Annotated in this window: 2 rRNA genes; both read left to right on the plus strand. The window is 48.6% G+C overall.

The features are described 5' to 3' along the window. Positions 1–269 precede the first annotated feature (269 nt). Positions 270–3,103, plus strand: a 23S ribosomal RNA gene (locus FUA23_RS21760). Positions 3,104–3,406: 303 nt separating this feature from the next. Next, positions 3,407–3,519: ribosomal RNA gene (gene rrf, locus FUA23_RS21765) — 5S ribosomal RNA — on the plus strand. Positions 3,520–3,600: the final 81 nt, after the last annotated feature.

Raw genomic sequence — 3,600 nt, forward strand, 5'->3', positions numbered from 1 at the left:
CTCGTGGATTCCTTCCTATGATGGATAAGCGACGTAAAGGGACTAAATGGTTTAGTGACGATCTTTGACAAGTTGGTAAGAGAGCAACAGTAATTAATAACGGATTTTATGTAGTTTACGTAAGATCTCGTTGCGAGAGTAAATTTTTAATTTTCTCAAGCGTCTGTTGGATATAAAACTTAACTCATTAGTTTTAGGCAAATAATATTACTCAAATAATCTTATTTTGTTTCTCTAAGAATTTTCACTACTTCGGTAGTGATAAAGATTAGGAAGTGAAATAAGGGCGTACGGGGGATGCCTAGGCTCACAGAGACGATGAAGGACGTGGTAAGCTGCGAAAAGTCAGGAGGAGGTGCAAACGACCGTTAATTCCTGAATGTCCGAATGGGGCAACCCACTATGTTGAAGACATAGTACCAGAAATGGAGGTAACCCGGGGAACTGAAACATCTAAGTACCCGGAGGAGGAGAAAATAATTTAATGATTCCGCAAGTAGTGGCGAGCGAACGCGGAACAGCCCAAACCAGTACGATACGTCGTATTGGGGTTGTAGGACCTAAATAATTAATAAACATGTAATTGGAACACATTTGGAAAATGTGACCATAGAGGGTGACAGTCCCGTACAGGAATCATGTTTGTTATGTTGGGTATCCTGAGTAGGGCGGGGCCGGAGAAACCCTGTCTGAATTTGCGGGCACCATCCCGTAAGGCTAAATACTCCTGTGAGACCGATAGTGAACCAGTACCGTGAGGGAAAGGTGAAAAGAACCGCGAGAAGCGGAGTGAAAAGACCCTGAAACCGTGCGCCTACAAGCGGTCGGAGCCATTCGTGGTGACGGCGTGCCTTTTGCATAATGAGCCTACGAGTTACTCCTCACTACCGAGTTTAAGATCTTCAGGATCGGAGGCGAAGCGAAAGCGAGTCTTAACAGGGCGTAAGGTAGTGGGGGTAGACGCGAAACCTGGTGATCTACCCATGGGCAGGTTGAAGTTCCGATAGTCTCGGAATGGAGGACCGAACCGGTACATGTTGAAAAATGTTCGGATGACCTGTGGGTAGGGGTGAAAGGCCAATCAAACCAGGAGATAGCTCGTACTCCCCGAAATGCATTTAGGTGCAGCGTCGTGTAGTGTGTGCCGGAGGTAGAGCTACCAATAGGGCTAGGGGGCTTCACCGCCTACCAACCCCTGATGAACTCCGAATGCCGGCATTACAGCAGCGGCAGTGAGGCAGTGGGTGCTAAGGTCCATTGCCAAGAGGGGAACAACCCAGACCATCAGCTAAGGTCCCCAAATTTGGACTAAGTTGAATTGAACGATGTGGGGATGCTAAGACAGCTAGGATGTTGGCTTGGAAGCAGCCATTCATTTAAAGAGTGCGTAACAGCTCACTAGTCGAGCGTTCCTGCGCGGAAAATACTCGGGCATAAGTCCAGTACCGAAGCTATGGATTGTACATTGTACAGTGGTAGGGGAGCATTCAAGTTGCATAGAAGATGTGAGGTGACTCATGTTGGAGCGTCTTGAAAAGCAAATGTAGGCATGAGTAACGATAAAAGGGGTGAGAAACCTCTTCGCCGTAAAACTAAGGTTTCCGTATTCGATGTTAATCAGAATCGGGTTAGTCGGGTCCTAAGGTGTAGCCGCAGGGCGAAGCCGATGGCAAACGGGTTAATATTCCCGTACCCGCTCACACTAAAAGCGACGGAGTAGTGTAGGTATCGCGTACTGACGGAATAGTACGTTGAAGGTTGATTAAAATTGACCGATAGTACAGAGATCCCTTCGGGGTGATTTGATAGTGTACCGAAGCGACTTCCAAGAAATAGCGAGTGAAGCGGCCCGTACCGTAAACCGACACAGGTAGTTGAGGAGAGTATCCTAAGGCGCTCGAGTGATTCATGGCTAAGGAACTAGGCAAATTGGACGCGTAACTTCGGGAGAAGCGTCGCCCCCCTTGTGGGGGCCGCAGTGAAAAGGCCCAGGCGACTGTTTAGCAAAAACACAGGACTCTGCTAAATCGAAAGATGAAGTATAGGGTCTGACACCTGCCCGGTGCTGGAAGGTTAAGGGAGGGGCTTAGACTTCGGTCGAAGGTCTTAACTGAAGCCCCAGTAAACGGCGGCCGTAACTATAACGGTCCTAAGGTAGCGAAATTCCTTGTCGGGTAAGTTCCGACCTGCACGAATGGTGTAACGATCTGGGCACTGTCTCGGCCATGAGCTCGGTGAAATTGAAGTATCGGTGAAGATGCCGATTACCCGCAACGGGACGAAAAGACCCCGTGAACCTTTACTACAGCTTCACATTGTGTTAGGGTATAAGATGTGTAGGATAGGTGGGAGACTACGAAGCGGGCACGCCAGTGTTTGTGGAGTCGTCCTTGAAATACCACCCTTCTTATACTTTGACACTAACTCCTGGAAAGAGGAGGACCGTGTGTGGTGGGTAGTTTGACTGGGGTGGTCGCCTCCTAAAGCGTAACGGAGGCTCGCAAAGGTTCCCTCAGCATGGTTGGTAATCATGCGAAGAGCGTATGAGTATAAGGGAGCTTGACTGAGAGAGAGACATCTCGACCAGGTGCGAAAGCAGGCTCAAGTGATCCGGTGGTTCCGTATGGAAGGGCCATCGCTCAAAGGATAAAAGGTACTCCGGGGATAACAGGCTGATCTCCCCCAAGAGCTCACATCGACGGGGAGGTTTGGCACCTCGATGTCGGCTCGTCACATCCTGGGGCTGAAGAAGGTCCCAAGGGTTGGGCTGTTCGCCCATTAAAGTGGCACGCGAGCTGGGTTCAGAACGTCGCAAGACAGTTCGGTCTCTATCTGTTGCGGGCGTAGGAATATTGAGAAGATCTGTCTCCAGTACGAGAGGACCGGGATGGACGCACCTCTAGTGTACCAGTTGTGGCGCCAGCTGCATTGCTGGGTAGCTATGTGCGGAATGGATAAGCGCTGAAAGCATCTAAGCACGAAGCCAACTTCAAGATGAGTATTCCATGAAGGGTCGTTGAAGATTACGACGTTGATAGGCTATAGATGGAAGTGCAGTAATGTATGGAGTCGAGTAGTACTAATCACCCGACAGCTTCCTTTTTTCTTTTACTTTTCGGAGTAAGGGAAATCTACAAAATGAGTATTAAGTGGTATTAACCGCCGAAAGACTTATGAGTTAGTAATAGAAAGCATACGCTTGGTGGAATTTACTTCGGTAAATGTCCACGCTGATAACCTACGGGTTATCGCAGAAATTTTATTTAATCAGCAAACTAGGTCTTTGTGACTGCGTGAAAGCTGTAAAAGATTACTATCTCTCTTACCCAACTTGTTGATCGTTCACTAAAGAACTGAATCATCACAATCCCGGCCGAATGAGGCTGCGGGTGATGCTTACAAACTCTTTGGTGGCTATTGCGGGCAGGATCACCTCTTACCATTCCGAACAGAGAAGTTAAGCTGCCCAGCGCCGATGGTACTTGGACTTGATCCCGGGAGAGTAGGTCGCCGCCAATTTATGAAAGCCTCGCTGCAACTTTGCAGTGGGGCTTTCTCCGTTTATACCCGTTCCTCAGCATTTATGCTGAGAAAAGCTAT

It is taken from the genome of Neolewinella aurantiaca, from assembly GCF_008014675.1.
Classification (GTDB): domain Bacteria; phylum Bacteroidota; class Bacteroidia; order Chitinophagales; family Saprospiraceae; genus Neolewinella; species Neolewinella aurantiaca.